This window comes from Arachnia sp., assembly GCF_057238465.1.
Map to the genome: position 1 here is coordinate 162,081 of NZ_DBHHFZ010000009.1, position 14,199 is coordinate 176,279.

The following is a 14,199-nucleotide window of genomic DNA, read 5'->3' on the forward strand; positions in this document are numbered from 1 at the left end:
CATGCCAACCATCACACTCGACTGCACTGGAATCACCAAGACCTACACCACCACCGACCCGCCGACCCAGGTGCTCCACGGGGTTGATCTCCAGGTGACCGAGGGGGAATTCCTGGTCATCATGGGGGCCTCCGGGTCCGGTAAATCAACCCTGCTCTACAGCATCAGCGGCATGGACCGTCCCACCAGTGGAACGGTGCGCCTCGAGGGACGGGACCTGACCGGCCTCGGCGACAAGGAGATGAGCCGGGTTCGCCTGACCCGCATGGGATTCGTGTTCCAGCAGGCGTATTTCCTGTCCAACCTCACCATCCGTGACAACGTGCTGCTCCCCGCGCTCAAGGCCGACCCGAAGAGAGCCGAAGAGGTGGCCTCCCGGGTGGATGCGTTGCTCGACCGGTTCGGTATCGGGCACGTCAAACAGCACGGAATCACGGAGGTCTCCGGTGGGCAGCTCCAGCGCGCCTCCATCTGCCGGGCGCTGTCCGGTGAACCGGCAATCGTGTTCGCCGATGAACCCACCGGGGCGCTGAACAGCTCCATGACGGCGGAGGTCATGGATGCCCTGTCCGGCGTTCACGCCGAGGGGCGGACCATTGTCATGGTCACCCACGACCCGGCTTGCGCGGCCCGCGCGGACCGAGTGGTGTACCTGAGGGACGGGCGGCTCGTGGACTCGCGTTCCATGGACCGCTGGCATCCTGAACACGCCACGCAACGCGAGGACGACCTCCTGACCTGGCTGCGAGATCTCGGCTTCTAGGCCCAGCGCGCCCAGAACACCCCGAGCCACAGATCAGGAGCATCTCGCCTCCTGACCCCATGGCTGGTTGTGCCCTCAACATCCACAACGCCGCCATGAGGACGCTCTCATCACACCCACACCTCACGACACAAGGAGAAACCATCATGACCGAGATTGACTTCATCACCGCCCTGGCCGAATTCACCACCCGCACCCCGGAGACGCTCACCCTCGACGATGACCTGAACGCCGTGGGACTCGACTCGATCGGGGTCTTCGAGTTCTCCATGAAACTGGAGGATGAGCTGGGGCAGACCATTCAGTTCACCGACAGCGTCACGACCGTGCAGGATCTCTTCGATTGCGTCGAAGAGGCTGCACGGCCCGTGACCGGTCTCTGAGGAGCTCTCATCATGCATGACGTGGTCATCACCGGCATGGGTGTGGTGAGCCCCCTCGGTGCCACCACTGACGAGTTCGAGACAAACCTGTTCCAAGGACACCACGGCATTGTTCCCCTCCCCGAGGAACAAAGAGAAGGCCTGAGCGTTCAGGTCTACGCTCCCGTGGCGGGGTTCGAGCCGGAAAATCACTTCTCTGCCCTGGAGCTTCGCCGGCAGGATCCCTACACCACTTTCGGTCTGGCAGCTGTTCGAGAAGCCGTCGCCCAGGCAGGCGTGCTCGGAGAGGTCGATCCGTTCCGGCTCGGCGTCTACCTCACCTCGGGCCTGGGAGGTGTCACCACCGTCGTGAACGAGTACGACACCCTGCAACGAACAGGACCGCACAGGGTCTCCCCCATGCTGATCCCCAAATGGACAGCCAACATCCTGGCCGGGATGGCCGCCATCGAGCTGGGGGCGCACGGCCCGTCCCTCGCTCACGTGTCGGCATGTGCATCGAGTGCCATGAGTATCGGTGAAGGCACACGAGCCATCCGCCACGGCTACGCCGATGCCATGGTGTGTGGCGGCGCGGAGATGCTGAGAACCCGGCTGGCCATGGCGGGATTCCAGAACCTGCGGGCGCTCACCCCGGTCGGCGACCCCGATCGTGCGAGCCTCCCCTTCGACAGGGCCCGGGCGGGATTCGTCATGGGCGAGGGGGGAGCAGCCGTGGTACTGGAACGGGAAGATCACGCCAGGGCCCGCGGCGCCAGGATCCTCGCACGGATCACGGGGTACGGCAACACCACGGATGCGTTCCACATCACGGCCCCCTCCGACGACGGCGTGGCCGTGGACCGGGCCATCGACGACGCCCTGGCAGAAGCCGGTCCCGCATCAGGGACCGTGCACATCAATGCTCATGGCACGGGAACCGTCAAGAACGACCGCCTGGAGTCCCGGGCCATCGCCCGAGCGTTCGGTTCTCAATCCCCCGTGACCTCGACGAAATCGATGACCGGTCACCTCTTGGGCGCGGCAGGCGCCCTGGAAATGATCGCATCCATCCTCGCCCTGCTGCGCGACGAGGTACCGCCCACGGTTGGCACATCAGAGCTGGATCCACACATCGACATCGATGTGGTGTTGAAATCCTCCAGAAAAACCAAGCTCGCACGCGCTGTTTCCCTGTCCTTGGGTTTCGGAGGGCACAATGCGTGCCTGATCCTGGATAAGGCAACATGACAATCGATCTCGTCATCACCAACGCCGATGCACTTGACGCGCGCTCGTTCAGGGCCTTGAAATCCCTGCTGCCACATGAGCGACAGGAACGAAGCGACAACTACGACAGAAGGGTGGATCGCTACACTAGTGTCGTGGTGTTCGCACAACTTCAAAAACTGTGGGCGGAGCGCAACCACCGTCCCTTGCCGGTGATAACGGTGGGCAGGTTCGGAAAACCGGGTTTCAGCGAGGATTCCGGTTTGCACTTCAGCTGGTCCCACGACTCAGCTCTGTGCGCCTGCGTGCTGGCCCCGATGCCGGTGGGAGTTGACATATCAGGTCCCGTCCCGTTCGAACAGGGTCTGTTTCACCACATGGCGGCCCCGGGGGAACGTCGTCTCAGAGGGTATCTGCAGCGCAAGAATGATCTCAGCGCGCTGTGGACCCGGAAAGAGGCGACGGTAAAGCGCACCGGTCTGGGACTGACAACGCCGCTGCGGCAGGTCGACACCACAACGGCGAAGGACATCCTCACCTTCACGTGCGAGGCAATGGATTTCCAGGTCAGTTTGAGTGCCCAAGGTCTCACCGCGGATGCGCTCCGGGACCGGCTGCGGGTGCGTTTCCTCACCCCACGGCCCCCTGCCACGTGGCTCGAGGGGCCATGGCACCCTCTCCGCCAGCTGACCCCCACCCTGATGTGAGGCCATCATGGAGACTTATTCACCGGCTGCTCTCCGAGCAGTAAAACCCTTGGTCAAACCGCACTTGAAGGCGACTGCGGACAAACCTCACGGCCGGGACTCAGGCAATACCGGCCCCGCCCTGGGGATTCTTCCATCACCGGCCATGAAACACACTGCGTTCCGCTTCTCCGGAACTCTTTCCGACCTGTTCCTGACGCATCCTTGTCTTGCTGGCGCAATGCAGCGGCGAATTGTATCGCAGTCACTTCGCGGAGGAGGTGTCCCCACGACGAGCTCGTCACCCCGTTTGCCCTGCACCACGCGACTCATACACCACGAGCTGAAAATTCATTAAGCCCCGGCGGGTCACCCGAATCCTCCGGAACAACAAATTTCATGATTCATTGAAAGGGGTGTCGTGAAAAAACACGCCAAACCATGGCTGGTTCTGGGAGCCGCATTCTTATTGCTGCTCTCCGGCTCAGCACCCGCCCACTCGGAGGATCGGAAACCCCGGAGCCTCTCGATCGTTCAGCTGGGTGATTCTTATTCCTCCGGGAACGGCGCCGGGAATTATCACGGCCCCGCCGACTGCCGGCGCAGCGGCCGGAACTGGGGTGCCCTCTTCGCGTCCTGGGCGAACTCGCAGGGCATCGCCGCCAGCTATCAGAACCGGGCCTGCTCGGGAGGAACCGTGGGAGACATGTTCTCGTCCCGTACCCTTCCCAAGCAGTCCCCCAGAGGGGTGAGGGCCAGCTCCTTGGAGGAGGCCAAGGCCAAGCTCGACTCCTCCGATGCCTGCTCCACCCGGGCCGTCGGCGACGATTTCCTATCGGTCGACTACCACCTCAAGAAGAGCAACAGCCGGTGGCCCTGGGCGAAGAACTACACCTACGAGTGCCAGATAACCATCCGCGCGCAGGCGGACTTCGTGGGGCCGCAGACCGATCTCGTGCTGCTGACCATGGGTGGGAACGACCTCGGGTTCTCCCATCTGGTGGCCGATTGCTTCGGACCCAGGATCCCGCTCATCCAGGATGGTGCGCACGCCGTTAGGTGCCGCAACGACATCACCTCCGCCAAGAACGGGCTCCCTGACACGGTGAACCGCCTCAAGGAGGCGATATCTCGATTGCTCACCAGCCGAATGACCGGAAGCACGACCTCAAAGGTGGTTCTGCTGAGCTACCCGCTTCTCTCGACGGACCGCGCCTACGTGTTGAACAACGACGGCGTCCGGTTCGACGCCTCCCGCGGCATCAGGGAACTCGGGAAGTCCGCGGTGGCGGAACAGAAACGGGTCATCGGCGAACTCCAGGCCGCTTTTCCCGGCCGCGTGGAATTCGTCGAGGACACCCCTGCGGCATTCGCCGGCCACGAACCCGATCCCCGCGTGTTCGCGAGGAACGACTACCGCTGGATCAACGAATTCCTGGAAACCCAGGGGGACTACACCTCCAACGGCAAGGTCGAGGGGCCGTTCTCTTCGACCTTCTCTGACTGGTACCACCCGAACCTCATCGGGCAACGTGAAATGTCCAAACTGGCACAGACCTCCTCCGGCAGCTCCGCCGCTCAGGAGATCGGCGAGGGCCGAGGGGACATGGACACGGCCTTCGTCATCGACGCCGACAACCCCCTGACCACCCAGATCGACCAGGTCAGGGCGGCCATTGCGACCGCCACCGACAAGGTCGCCACCCGGACCCGTTCCGCCCGGTTCGCGCTCGTGACCACGAACGCCACCGGTGGACAGCAGGTGGTTCAACCCTTCACCGCGGACACCACGGCCTTCCTGGATGCGGTCACGAAACTGGATCCCGGCCGAGCCGCGACGGAACCGACCGGGCCGCTGGAATGGCGCTCCGGGGTCCGCCACACCACCCTCGTGTTCGGCAGCGAGGGCTCCGCGGATGATTCCCGGGCGAAGAGCCTCGTTCCCGTGGTCGACGCCGGCCCCACCGCCCGGGTGCTGACCATCGGCACCGACCCGGCTGCGTCACAGCAGGAGCCGGGGAACCGGGCAGCCGAGACCAGTACCCTCACCGTGAAGGACGCCGCCGAACTGGGGAACACAACAGCAGCGGCACTCGACACCCTGCTGGACACCCCCGTCGCCACGCTCCAGGGACCGTACACGGCAATGACCGGTGAAGATGTGGAACTGGAAGCCCGGGGCAGCCATGCGTTCGGCGGTCAGGTGACCCGTTACGAGTGGGACTTCGACGGGGACGGAAACTACGACGAGACGACCACCGCCGGATCAACGACCCACACCTATCCGGAGCCGGTGGACAACGGTTTCGTGAAAGTCCGGGTGACCGACGGCAACGGTCACCAGTCCACCGCGTCGGCGAGGCTGGACATCACCAGGGACGGTGACACCGTTCCGGACGAGTTCGACAACTGCCCTGCGGTGTCCAACCCTCAGCAGGAGGACATCGACCACAACGGCATCGGGGACGCCTGTCAGGATCCCGACACGTGGAACGTCTCCGCCCCGCAGGGAGCGGAGGAAACAGCACCACCCGGTTCTCCCGATCCCACGCGGGAATCACCCGCACCGGCGAGGCCCACACCCCGGCTGCATCCCGATCCGCCCAGGACCGGCTCCTGAGGGTTGAAACCTGACACCGTGGCCCGGTTCCTCACCGGGCCACGGCTGTTCTGGTTCCCGTGCTAGCCTTTCCGATGCCGGTCAGCTGGCCGTCCGGGAAACCATCGCTCGATGCCGTTCCCGGCCAGGACACCCCGGGAGGGGCGGAATGACGACCCGGCGCCCGCTCTCCCACCGGAGGACATGTCGGGTCCCGGAGCGTGGTCAATCGGTTCCCCGGCGGCCACGAACCATCAAATCCTGCTGAACTCCACCCCTCGAACGGAAGGGCAAGGAATGCGAGGCCTCCTCAGGAAATGGCTGATCCTGGGCACTGCCTTTCTCGTGCTGCTCCCGCCGCCGGTGCCCGCCCACCCGGACACGGGGGAACCCAGGAGCCTGTCCGTCGTGCACATCGGGGATTCCTACTCGGCGGGCAACGGCATCGGAAACCATCACGGCCCCACCCCCTGCCTGCGCAGCAGCCGCAACTGGGGTTCCCTCTTCGCGTCCTGGGCGAACTCACAGGGCGTGGCCACCAGCTACCAGAACCACGCCTGCTCCGGCGGAAACATCGACGACCTGTTCTCGCCACGGGCGCTTCCCAAACAACCCGCCAAGGGGGTGGCCGCCGATTCCATTGAGGAGGCCCGGGCCAGGCTGGACGAAACCGACGCCTGCTCCACCCGGGCGGCCGGCGACGACTTCCTGTCCGTCGACTACCACCTGCGGGAGAACGACAGCCCGCTGCCATGGGCGGAGAAGTACATCTACGAGTGCCAGCTGACCATTCGCGCCCAGACCGATTTCGTGGGGCCCCGGACGGATCTGGTGCTGCTGACCGCGGGGGGAAACGAACTGGGATTCACCGACATCATCGCGAACTGTTTCGGACCGCGGATCCCCGGCGCGCTGGAGGGGGCGAACGGGACGAGGTGCCGCGAGGGCATAGCGGCGACCATGGCCGGGCTCCCCGAGATGCTGGACCGGCTCAAGTCGCAGATTTCCCGGCTGATCACGGAACGGATGACCGGAAACCCCAAATCGCAGGTGATCCTGCTGGCCTATCCCCTGCTGTCCCTGGACCGCCCCTACCTCCTGCCCGACGGGGCGGTTTCCTTCGACGCCGCTCGGGGGGTGAGGGAACTGGGATGGGCCGCGATCAAGGAGCAGCGACGAATCATCAGCGAATTGGAGAGCAGCTTCCCCGGCCGCGTGAAATTCGTCGGGGAGGTTGCGGAGGCCTTCGCCGGGCACGAACCGGATCCTCGGGTGTTCACCAGGAACAAGGACCGCTGGATCAACGAGTTCTTGGAATCCTCGGGTGACTACGGGGGCAACGGGGGAATCAGCGGGCTCCGGTCCGGTTCCAGCACCGACTGGTACCACCCGAACCTGGCGGGGCATCGTCGGATCGCCAGGCTCATGCAGGATCCTTCAAACCTGGCCAGCGCACGTCCCGTCGCGGAACTGCCCGATTCCCCCGTCGCGACGCTGCAGGGTCCGTACGCGGGAAGGATCGGCGAGAACCTGCTGTTGGACGCCCGCGCCAGCCTCTCCTCGCGGGGAAGGATCACCCGTTTCGAGTGGGACTTCGACGGCGACGGCACCTTTGACGCGACCACCGGAGACGGACGCGTCCTGCGCAACTACCCGCAGCAGATCAGCGGATACGTCCGGGTCCGGGTCACGGACGACTCGGGGGCCCAGGCCACGGCGTCCGCACGGTTGGACATCACCCGGGACGGCGACACCGTCCCGGACGAGGTCGACAACTGCCCGGAGCACCCCAACCCGATGCAGGACGACCTCGACGGCGACGGCGTCGGGGATTCCTGCCAGGATCCCGCGGCCTGGGGAGTCGCCGCGCCCCTGGGCAGCGACGAGCAGGTGGTGATGCCCCCGACCGAGGAGCTGCCCACCCCGTCCCTGCCCCACCAGCCGGTACTTCCGGCCCCACCCGGCCTGCCCAGGACCGGAAAGTAGCAGAAGAAACGGCGGGGCCCAGTTCCCGAAGGAACTGGGCCCCGCCGTTTTCTCCCGAGATCAGGCGGGAATCACCTCGAAGCCGACCCGCGCGGTGACGGCGGGGTGCAGCTTGACGGATGCGACGTGGTTGCCGACGGTCTTGACCGGTTTGGCGAACGACACCGACCGCTTGTCGATGGCGGGACCGCCGGCCTTCTTCACGGCCAGGGCCAGGTTGGCGGCGGTGACTGCACCGAACAGCGAACCCGACTCGGCGGCGCGAGCGGGAACCTTGATGGTGAGTTCCTCGATCTGGGTGCGGAGCTCCTGCGCGTGTTCGATGCCGCGGACCTCACGGGCGTCGCGGGCGCGTTTGATGCCCTCGATCTGTTTCTCGGCGCCACGGGACCAGACAATGGCCTTGCCCTGCGGGACGAGGTAGTTGCGGCCGTAGCCGTTGCGGACCTCGACGATGTCTCCTGCGATGCCGAGCTTGTCGACGGTGCTGGTCAGAATGAGTTTCATCTGTTCTTCCTCCGATCAGCGGGCGGTCGAGGCGTAGGGCAGCAGGGCCACCTCACGCGCGTTCTTGACGGCGAGCGCGATCTTGCGCTGGTCCTGGACGGACAGCCCGGTCACGCGGCGGGCGCGGATCTTGCCACGCTCCGAGATGAACCTCTTCAGCGTCGCGATGTCCTTGTAGTCGATGTTGGCCACGCGAGTGGTCTTCACCGGCATGATCTTCTTCTTGTTCACAGACTTGCGCTGTGGACCGGCCATTGTGGTGCTCTCCTAGTCTTGCGGGCCTTTCCGGCCCAGTGGGAAGCCCGTCGTGAGACGGAATGTGCCAGCCGACCCGGCGGGTCGGTTGTGCGGGTGGATCAGAACGGGGGTTCCTCCGCAGCGGACTGGTTCCACGGGTCGTTGCCGCCCCGGTTCCCGCCGCCGTAGCCTCCGCCGCTGCTGCCCCACGGGTCGCTGCCTTGGCCGCCCTGCCCCTGCTGGGGCTGGTTGCCGTAGCCGCCCTGCCCCTGCTGGGGCTGGTTGCCGTAGTTCTGTCCGCCACCCTGGTTCTGGTTGCCCTGCCAGTTTCCGCCACCCTGGCCACCACCGCTGGTGCGGGTGACCTGCGCGGTGGCGTACCGCAGGGAGGGACCGACCTCGTCGACATCAATCTCGAACACCGTGCGGCGATCACCCTGCTGGGTCTCGTAGCTGCGGGACTTCAGCCTGCCCTGCACGATGACGCGCATCCCCTTGGTGAGGGACTCGGCGACGTGCTCGGCGTACTGACGCCACACGGCGCAGTTGATGAACATGGCCTCGCCGTCGCGCCACTCACCCGTCTGTCGGTCGAAGGTGCGGGGCGTCGAGGCGACGGTGAAATTGGCCACCGCGGCACCACTGGGGGTGAAGCGGAGGTCCGGGTCTCCGGTGAGATTGCCCACCAGCGTGATCTGGGTTTCGCCTGCCATGTTTTCCTCCGGGATCGGACTTGTCTTTCGTCAACACTATGGCCGTTTCCCCCGACAGAAATCCTCAGGGTCGGGGATTCGGCGTCAGTGTTGAAAGCTCACTTCTCGAGACGGAGCACCTTGGTGCGGACGATCCGCTCGTCGATGCCCATCAGGCGGTCCATCTCCTGGACCAGCGCCGGCTCGCAGGTGACCTGCACGACGGTGTAGCTCGCCTCGGATTTCTTGTTGATGTCGTAGGCCAGACGCCTGCGACCCCAGTGGTCGACGTTGTCGACCGTGCCACCACCAGCGGTGATGACCTCGAGGTGCTTCTCGATCAGGCCCGGAACCTGGCGCTCGTCGACGTCGGAATCGACGAGGACCATGATCTCGTACTTGCGCATGGGTACTGCCCAACCTCCTTCGGACTGGCGGCCACGGGTCGTTCCCGCGGCAGGAGGGCATGACCGACCGGGTGGTCAGCCGGGGGCTGAGTCTACCCGAGCGGACCCGTCGCGGGAAAACCCGGCAGGTCCGGTCGTCCCGACGATTCGATCGCCTTCCAGAACAGGTCCGCCCAGGCCCGGTGACCGGTGTCGTTGGGGTGGAACCAATCCGCCGCGGTGTTGGTGTGGTAGCGCAGCGGCCCGAGGTCCCGGGTGGCCTCGTGGACGTGGACCCGGTGATGGCCGTGGAGGGTGATGAGGTCGGTCACCGCGTCGTTGAACCTCTCCGCCCGCCGGGACAGCACGGGCAGTGTGAACCAGGGCACGTCCGCGACGAAACTGCCAGGGGGCAGCTTGGTGAGGATGTCGGCGAAGTGTTTCTCGAAGGATTCGAGGGTGTTTCCGGGCAGCACCACGTCGTTGCCGCCGATGTCCAGGGTGAGGATGTCGGGGGCGCGGTCGAGTTCCGCCAGCCGGGGCAGCTGGTAGCGGACGACGTCGCGGCTGGTGGCCATCGACACCGACAGGTTCGTCACCACGACCTTCCGTCGGCTCACCTGCGAGATCCGCTCCGCGAGCAGCGCGACGTAGCTGGTCTCCACCCGGCTGGCCCCCACGCCCTGGGCCGCGGAATCCCCGAGCGCGACGTAGTGGATCGCGTCCTCGGGGACCTCGGAGGCCGCCCGGCGCCAGTGTTCGGCGTAGTCGACTGTGTGTCGGTTGATCCTTGCGCGTCCCATGACATAGGCCGCGCCCAGCGCTATTCCCGCCGCCGCGAGGGCGGCACCCACCCAGCGCTTCATCGGCGGCGGTAGGGGCCGGGGATGATCGGGTTGCCGTCGCGGCCCCAGGCGATCAGCCCGCCCGCGACCGACTCCGCGAGGATGCCCTTCCCCCGAAGTTCCGCCGCGGCGATGGAGCTGCGCAGCCCGTTGTCGCAGATCACGACAATGGCGGAGTCGAGTTCGGCCAGGGGATCGCCGCCGTGAATGGCATCGAGGGGATCGTCGTGCAGGTCCTTGGGGTCGACCGGCCGGGCGCCGGGTGCGTGCCCGGCCTCGTACTCGGCCTTGGAGCGGACGTCTATCAGAACGGCACCCTTGCTGAGCGCCAGCACCGCGTCCTCGACGCTCAGCCCGGAGGAGCGTTTGTTCAGGAAGTCGAACAGACCCATGCGGTCAATGATTCCACGGCTCCCCAGGACGCTGACCGAGCCATGCCGGTCCGGCCGGGAGATGGTCACGGCGGGACACGGTTCCCCTCCCCCTCTGTGCACGAAACGCGGGCCGAGACGGGTTAGGGCGCGTGGCCTCCCCGCAACCCTTCTCCCTGGGCGCGAATCGCGGAGGTTCGACGGTTCGACGTCGTCACGTGACGTTGAACCGTTTTTCTTCCGCGATTCGCGCCCAGGGGGAAGGACGGGAACCGCCACAGCTTTGTGGTTGGACCTACCCGCCAGGCGCCGGATGGTTTCGACACGGGCCGCTCGTTCCTCACGCCCCACTCAACCAGCTTTACCCCCGAAGCCGGTCGAGTCGAAACCACGGCGACCACACCCAAATACCTGAGGCCGGGCCTGTTTCTTGACCCTCGGCGACAGTTTCGACATGGACCGCTCCTTCCTCACGACCCAGCCCAACCAGTCCGAGGGGAGGTCACCAGCGGTCGTGGTGGACGACCTCCTCCAGGGCGATGCGGTGGTTCCAGCCGAAACGGATCAGGTCGGGGACCTCCTGGAGTTTCGTAACGCGGCCCACACACAACCAGCCGACCGGCCTCACCTGTTCGGGCAGCCCGAGCAGCTCCTTGAGGAAGGGTTCCTGGTAGAACGACACCCACCCGACCCCGAGGTCCAGGGCGGTGGCCATCAGCCACAGGTTCTGCACGGCGCACACCACCGAGAACGCCCCGGCGTCGCTGATGGTGTGGCGCCCCAGGACGTTGGGCCCGAAGCGTGTCGGGTCGTAGGTGGCGACGATCCCCAGCCCGGATTCGCGGATGCCCTCGATCTTGATGGGGTTGAACTTCTCCCGCTGTTCCTCGTCGAGGGAGTCGGCATAGTCCTGCCGGCACTGCGCGACGTGCTCGGCGAAGGCGTCCAGAGTGGCGGGGTCGCGGACCACGACGAAGTCCCAGGGCTGGCTGTTGCCCACGCTCGGAGCGGCATGCGCCGCGTTCAGGAGGTCGGCGAGTTCCTCCTCGTTCAGGGGGTCGCCGGTGAACTCGGCGCGCACATCGCGGCGGCGTTTGATGATCGTCTCGAGAGCTTCCTTGCAGGCCTGATCCATGCGGAAAACCCTAGCGAGACCCTTCCCGCGATCTCGGGGAGGGCGGTCAAACCATCTCCTGCGTGGTCGTCCTGGCTCCCCCGGCCGGGGCGCCGACGCCTCGTGCATGCCGTCGGCGAGTTCCCTTGAAGCGTTCCCACCGGTCAGCGACGCACCTTGAGGATGGGCCGATAGGACCGTGGTCCGCCGAGGAGAAGCGGAAAACCCAGGAAACACATCGGGCAGCGAGTCGCTGCGGGTGAGGGACCTCGGCTGACGATCAGAAGGGCTTCGACCGGTCCAGTTCCTTCGTGGATCGCTCCCAACCATCCCCTGATGCAGATTTCGCTTGGAAACTAACAATTATGAAGTTAGTATTCAAGCATGAAGTCACGTGTGGCGCTGCAGCAGCTGGCGGAGGTGACCGAATCCCAGTGGGGTATGGTCACCTCCGCCCAGGCACGCGCACAAGGCATCGACCACATGACCCTCAAGCGGCTCAACGATGACGGTTACCTGATCCGGCTCATCCACGGCGTCTACCGCAGCACCGGCGCCCCGGCTGCGGAGCACGAGGAACTCCGAGCAGCGTGGCTCGCGACCGAACCCCGCAGGCTCGCTCTCGAACGTCTACGAGACGACCGCCCGGGGATCGTCGTCTCCGGGGAATCCGCTGCCCGGCTCCACGGCATCGGAGACCTCCGGGCCACTCGGAGCGAGTTCACCTCGCCGACACGGCGACAGAGCCAGCGACTCGATGTCCGATACCGCACCCGGGACCTTCCCCGTGAGGACATCACCGTCCGGGACGGCCTGCCCGCGACCACACGGGAACGCACCATCGCCGACCTGGTCGAAGATCGGCAGGACCTCAGCACCGTCGCAGATGCACTTCGGGACGCCACCCGGCAGTCCGTCCTGGACACCGAACGCCTCACCGAACTCCTGGCTCCCCTGGCGCGCCGCAACGGCTGTGCGGCAGGTGACGGCGCGGCGCTGCTGGAAAAGCTCTCCCGGTCGGCGGGAATCGACGAGGACAGCTGGGTCAGACGCATCGCAGAAAACGGACCCCTCATGGCAAAGATCCTCACGTCTCCCCAGGCGCAGACCATCTTCGAGAAGCTCCCGAACGTCTTCAGTGACCTCCTCGGCGCCTCAGGACTCCAAAAAGCCTTCGCAGCAACGAACCAAAAGGTCTGGAAGTCTTTTCACACAGGAAACACCGAATTCTTCGTCCCGGAAACCACTGAGCTGCTCGCGAACACGATTCACAATCAGCTGGTTCATCCGATGGCAAGCGCATCACATCCCACTCCTCCACCACTGGAGTCCGACATGCCACACGAATGCGAGGATCCTAGATGACAGATCCCTACCAGACACCGGCGGCGGTCGAGTCGGCAATACGATCAGCCGCTCAGAAAGCAGCCCAGAACGACAAGTCCCTCAGCACCCAGGAGCGCATCCGGCTGGAGTACTTCCACCGTTTTCTGTGCCGGATCTTCTCAGAGACGCCAACCGACGCATGGCTTCTCAAGGGCGGAACGGCCCTGCTGGCCAGGGTCCCATCGGCGCGAGCAACCAGTGATGTCGACTTGTTCAATCGACGTCACTCACTGGCCGCAGCCCTGACCGAGCTTCGGCGCCTTGCGGCCCTTGACCTAGGAGATTTCTTTCGCTTCGAGTATGTCAGCCACACGGATTCACTCGGCGGTAAACAGCAGGCCTACACCGAAGGCATCCGCGTGAGCTTTGACGTCTACCTCGGCGTCAACAAAAAGGACCGGCTGAATGTCGATCTCGTTGTCAAAGCCGTTACGACAGACACCCCGGAGACCATCATCCCGTCGAATGCCCTGGCACTCCCAAAACTCCCGCAGTGCGAGTATCGCCTGTACCCTTTGGTCGACCAGATGGCGGACAAGGTTTGTGCGACGCTTTCCCTTTACAACGGTCATCCTTCGACACGCGTGAAGGACCTCGTGGACCTTGTTGTCCTCACACTCACACAGACCATCGATGGCGGCAGACTCGAGGTGGCCATCACCAGAGAAGCAGCTTCCCGAGGGTTGCCGCTCCCGGAGACTTTCACGGCACCTCCGGACTGGGATGCCTCCTACAGAAGACTCGCCTCCCCCATCCCGGACTGCAAGGACCACCTCACCGTCGCATTGGCCACGAACCTCGTCAATGAGCTGTTGGAACCGGTGCTGGCCGGGAAGGCCAAGGGCCTACGGTGGGATCCCGGGATTCGCGCATGGGTTTGAGCCGGCCTGGGAGCGGAACACGAGGAGCTCCGCACGGCATGGCTAGCGACCGATCCCCCTGTCGCTGCTTGAAATAGTGAGTACGAAGGGCTTGAGGATACCTAGAGGCTTATTCATGGGGTGTAAGCGAAGATGAGTCCGGTGACGGCTTGTA

At 65.1% G+C, this 14,199-nt stretch carries 15 protein-coding genes; 8 read left to right on the forward strand and 7 right to left on the reverse strand.

Translation table 11 applies throughout. The features are described from left to right. Window position 1 precedes the first annotated feature (1 nt). The 6 genes from ACO6D6_RS10985 (at window position 2) to ACO6D6_RS11010 (ending at window position 7,626) form a co-directional block, all read left to right on the forward strand. Entirely contained in the window at window positions 2-763 is a 762-nt protein-coding gene (locus ACO6D6_RS10985) for an ABC transporter ATP-binding protein (RefSeq protein ID WP_484785292.1), read from the forward strand. Window positions 764-909: 146 nt separating this feature from the next. Beyond that, complete coding sequence (locus ACO6D6_RS10990; protein ID WP_484785293.1) at window positions 910-1,146, forward strand: acyl carrier protein; 237 nt, start codon at window positions 910-912, stop codon at window positions 1,144-1,146. A gap of 12 nt (window positions 1,147-1,158) precedes the next feature. Beyond that, window positions 1,159-2,376 (forward strand): beta-ketoacyl-[acyl-carrier-protein] synthase family protein, encoded by a 1,218-nt coding sequence (locus ACO6D6_RS10995; RefSeq protein WP_484785294.1) that lies wholly within the window; start codon window positions 1,159-1,161, stop codon window positions 2,374-2,376. After that, window positions 2,373-3,062 carry a 4'-phosphopantetheinyl transferase family protein gene (locus tag ACO6D6_RS11000; RefSeq protein WP_484785295.1) on the forward strand — a complete coding sequence of 230 codons (690 nt, stop codon included), beginning with the start codon at window positions 2,373-2,375 and terminating at the stop codon, window positions 3,060-3,062. The genes ACO6D6_RS10995 and ACO6D6_RS11000 overlap by 4 nt, the downstream gene beginning before the upstream one ends. Before the next feature lie 400 nt (window positions 3,063-3,462). Continuing rightward, window positions 3,463-5,661, forward strand: a complete 2,199-nt coding sequence (locus ACO6D6_RS11005; protein WP_484785296.1) for a PKD domain-containing protein — start codon at window positions 3,463-3,465, stop codon at window positions 5,659-5,661. A 276-nt stretch (window positions 5,662-5,937) separates the two neighbouring features. Beyond that, on the forward strand, window positions 5,938-7,626 hold the full coding sequence (locus ACO6D6_RS11010; protein ID WP_484785297.1) for a PKD domain-containing protein: 1,689 nt from the start codon (window positions 5,938-5,940) through the stop codon (window positions 7,624-7,626). Window positions 7,627-7,686: 60 nt separating this feature from the next. On the opposite strand, the gene rplI is transcribed toward ACO6D6_RS11010, so the two are convergent. The 7 genes from rplI to bluB all read right to left on the reverse strand — a co-directional run bounded on the left by rplI (window position 7,687) and on the right by bluB (window position 11,799). Continuing rightward, window positions 7,687-8,133: a 50S ribosomal protein L9 gene (rplI, locus tag ACO6D6_RS11015; RefSeq protein ID WP_484785298.1), complete on the reverse strand. Its 447-nt coding sequence runs from the start codon at window positions 8,131-8,133 to the stop codon at window positions 7,687-7,689. Between the two features lie 15 nt (window positions 8,134-8,148). Then, a complete protein-coding gene (rpsR, locus tag ACO6D6_RS11020) occupies window positions 8,149-8,388 on the reverse strand; it encodes a 30S ribosomal protein S18 (RefSeq protein WP_014847330.1) in 240 nt (79 codons plus the stop codon). Between the two features lie 101 nt (window positions 8,389-8,489). After that, complete coding sequence (locus ACO6D6_RS11025) at window positions 8,490-9,083, reverse strand: single-stranded DNA-binding protein (RefSeq protein WP_484785299.1); 594 nt, start codon at window positions 9,081-9,083, stop codon at window positions 8,490-8,492. Between the two features lie 98 nt (window positions 9,084-9,181). Then, window positions 9,182-9,469, reverse strand: a complete 288-nt coding sequence (gene rpsF / locus ACO6D6_RS11030; RefSeq protein WP_484785300.1) for a 30S ribosomal protein S6 — start codon at window positions 9,467-9,469, stop codon at window positions 9,182-9,184. Window positions 9,470-9,561: 92 nt separating this feature from the next. Further along, window positions 9,562-10,314, reverse strand: a complete 753-nt coding sequence (locus ACO6D6_RS11035) for an SGNH/GDSL hydrolase family protein (RefSeq protein ID WP_484785301.1) — start codon at window positions 10,312-10,314, stop codon at window positions 9,562-9,564. After that, window positions 10,311-10,685 (reverse strand): rhodanese-like domain-containing protein, encoded by a 375-nt coding sequence (locus tag ACO6D6_RS11040; RefSeq protein ID WP_484785302.1) that lies wholly within the window; start codon window positions 10,683-10,685, stop codon window positions 10,311-10,313. Before ACO6D6_RS11040 ends, ACO6D6_RS11035 begins: the two co-directional genes overlap by 4 nt. Window positions 10,686-11,166: 481 nt before the next feature. Then, window positions 11,167-11,799: a 5,6-dimethylbenzimidazole synthase gene (bluB, locus tag ACO6D6_RS11045; RefSeq protein WP_484785303.1), complete on the reverse strand. Its 633-nt coding sequence runs from the start codon at window positions 11,797-11,799 to the stop codon at window positions 11,167-11,169. A 363-nt stretch (window positions 11,800-12,162) separates the two neighbouring features. On the opposite strand from bluB, the gene ACO6D6_RS11050 reads away from it, so the two are divergent. Together ACO6D6_RS11050 and ACO6D6_RS11055 are read left to right on the forward strand one after the other, a co-directional pair. Continuing rightward, on the forward strand, window positions 12,163-13,143 hold the full coding sequence (locus ACO6D6_RS11050) for a type IV toxin-antitoxin system AbiEi family antitoxin domain-containing protein (protein ID WP_484785304.1): 981 nt from the start codon (window positions 12,163-12,165) through the stop codon (window positions 13,141-13,143). Further along, complete coding sequence (locus ACO6D6_RS11055; protein ID WP_484785305.1) at window positions 13,140-14,045, forward strand: nucleotidyl transferase AbiEii/AbiGii toxin family protein; 906 nt, start codon at window positions 13,140-13,142, stop codon at window positions 14,043-14,045. Before ACO6D6_RS11050 ends, ACO6D6_RS11055 begins: the two co-directional genes overlap by 4 nt. Window positions 14,046-14,199: the final 154 nt, after the last annotated feature.

What these genes read in the sequence shown, in the direction of transcription:
- ACO6D6_RS10995 (WP_484785294.1), top strand. Translation starts at nt 1,159, where the DNA reads ATGCATGACGTGGTCATCACCGGCATGGGTGTGGTGAGCCCCCTCGGT.
- rplI (WP_484785298.1), bottom strand. Translation starts at nt 8,133, where the DNA reads ATGAAACTCATTCTGACCAGCACCGTCGACAAGCTCGGCATCGCAGGA.
- ACO6D6_RS11055 (WP_484785305.1), top strand. Translation starts at nt 13,140, where the DNA reads ATGACAGATCCCTACCAGACACCGGCGGCGGTCGAGTCGGCAATACGA.
- bluB (WP_484785303.1), bottom strand. Translation starts at nt 11,799, where the DNA reads ATGGATCAGGCCTGCAAGGAAGCTCTCGAGACGATCATCAAACGCCGC.
- ACO6D6_RS11025 (WP_484785299.1), bottom strand. Translation starts at nt 9,083, where the DNA reads ATGGCAGGCGAAACCCAGATCACGCTGGTGGGCAATCTCACCGGAGAC.
- ACO6D6_RS11010 (WP_484785297.1), top strand. Translation starts at nt 5,938, where the DNA reads ATGCGAGGCCTCCTCAGGAAATGGCTGATCCTGGGCACTGCCTTTCTC.
- ACO6D6_RS11050 (WP_484785304.1), top strand. Translation starts at nt 12,163, where the DNA reads ATGAAGTCACGTGTGGCGCTGCAGCAGCTGGCGGAGGTGACCGAATCC.
- ACO6D6_RS11035 (WP_484785301.1), bottom strand. Translation starts at nt 10,314, where the DNA reads ATGAAGCGCTGGGTGGGTGCCGCCCTCGCGGCGGCGGGAATAGCGCTG.
- ACO6D6_RS10985 (WP_484785292.1), top strand. Translation starts at nt 2, where the DNA reads ATGCCAACCATCACACTCGACTGCACTGGAATCACCAAGACCTACACC.
- ACO6D6_RS11000 (WP_484785295.1), top strand. Translation starts at nt 2,373, where the DNA reads ATGACAATCGATCTCGTCATCACCAACGCCGATGCACTTGACGCGCGC.
- ACO6D6_RS10990 (WP_484785293.1), top strand. Translation starts at nt 910, where the DNA reads ATGACCGAGATTGACTTCATCACCGCCCTGGCCGAATTCACCACCCGC.
- ACO6D6_RS11040 (WP_484785302.1), bottom strand. Translation starts at nt 10,685, where the DNA reads ATGGGTCTGTTCGACTTCCTGAACAAACGCTCCTCCGGGCTGAGCGTC.
- rpsR (WP_014847330.1), bottom strand. Translation starts at nt 8,388, where the DNA reads ATGGCCGGTCCACAGCGCAAGTCTGTGAACAAGAAGAAGATCATGCCG.
- rpsF (WP_484785300.1), bottom strand. Translation starts at nt 9,469, where the DNA reads ATGCGCAAGTACGAGATCATGGTCCTCGTCGATTCCGACGTCGACGAG.